Genomic DNA, 840 nt, shown 5'->3' with positions numbered 1-840 from the left:
CAATGCTGACGGGCAGCGCCATGATCTTCGAACCGGTCACGGCAGCCATCGTCGCGCCATTGCCGGAACGGTCTTCGCTATCCCGGACGCTCGACGCCCGCCTGACTCAGGACGACATGTCCGGATTTTTCGATATAGCCGGACGCAGTTTCCCGAACGCGGAAATCCGGAGACTTCAGCTATCGAATGAGGAGGCGACATTGCGCCTGCGCCAACCATTTGAATGGACCCCGAATGGCAGGACGTATGTGCGAATTGAACGATCCGGGGCCGTCACTATCGATGCCCCCGACGGCACGATCGACCAGCAAAGCGTCAGCGAGAAATTCTACCCTATCCACTCCGGTAAAGTCGGGGGTCTGGTGTGGAAGGTCGTTCTGACGCTGACCGGCCTGAGCCTGACGCTTTTGGGAGCGCTTGCATGCTNCGTTGAGGCCCTTATCTGATCGCTGACAAGAAACGAGTCCAGCCTTGCGGTGATCCAAACTGCTTTCGGGTCAGCTTCAGGCGCCGGGTCGTTCTATCAGATTCAGCCTGGAACGGCCAGTTTCGACATTCACGTAGCTTCGATCACATCCTTTCCCTCCAACGAAGCCATTTCTGAAGCCAACAGCAAAATTCGCGAAGTTTCCACCTCTCCGGTCAGCGCATAGGCGAATAGTCCGGTTTCCCAATAGGCAAGGTTTCGATTTTCCCTGCTTTCGGTAAGCGGGACGGCTTCTGCCGGTGTTTTCGCGCGCCGCGCGTAAAGCACCACTCGTTCCATCTGTTCGGTATAGGCGACATCAAGAGGTTCCGGCATTAATCCTCAGATCAATTTCGGACTATCGGAACCAATGC

General features: G+C 56.3%; 1 protein-coding gene. It reads right to left on the bottom strand.

The annotated features are described in order from the left end of the window. Nucleotides 1-556 precede the first annotated feature (556 nt). Nucleotides 557-802: a hypothetical protein gene (locus tag A7A77_RS17310; RefSeq protein ID WP_066561330.1), complete on the bottom strand. Its 246-nt coding sequence runs from the start codon at nt 800-802 to the stop codon at nt 557-559. Nucleotides 803-840: the final 38 nt, after the last annotated feature.

Origin of the sequence: Croceicoccus bisphenolivorans, assembly GCF_001634625.1 — a bacterium.
In the GTDB taxonomy this organism is placed as follows: domain Bacteria; phylum Pseudomonadota; class Alphaproteobacteria; order Sphingomonadales; family Sphingomonadaceae; genus Croceicoccus; species Croceicoccus bisphenolivorans.
The sequence above is the reverse complement of the archived record's forward strand: the minus strand, read 5'-3'. Positions and strand labels throughout refer to the sequence as shown.